We start from the raw sequence: 232 nt of genomic DNA, 5'->3' as shown, positions 1-232 counted from the left end.
GTCAAGATTAAATTCCGAAACCCCTATCTGCTGACGCAGGTAGGGGTTTTGTTTTAGTAGAAGTTATCGATTTTCGCCGGCACGTTGCTGTTGAACGAGCTGGCCACAGAATTTCTTGACGACCATAGAGCATTGGAACCACCTGATCCCATCCCGAACTCAGCAGTGAAACGATGCATCGCCGATGGTAGTGTGGGGTTTCCCCATGTGAGAGTAGGTCATCGTCAAGATT

Annotated in this window: 1 rRNA gene; it reads left to right on the top strand. The window is 48.7% G+C overall.

Annotation, left to right across the window (positions count from 1 at the left end):
- The first annotated feature begins 114 nt into the window (after positions 1-114).
- Positions 115-230, top strand: a 5S ribosomal RNA gene (rrf, locus tag MA884_RS27870).
- Positions 231-232: the final 2 nt, after the last annotated feature.

Origin of the sequence: Pseudomonas sp. Q11 (genome assembly GCF_024494355.1) — a bacterium.
Classification (GTDB): domain Bacteria; phylum Pseudomonadota; class Gammaproteobacteria; order Pseudomonadales; family Pseudomonadaceae; genus Aquipseudomonas; species Aquipseudomonas hefeiensis.
Note: the sequence above shows the minus strand (reverse complement) of the source record. Positions and strands in the feature narration are given on the sequence as shown.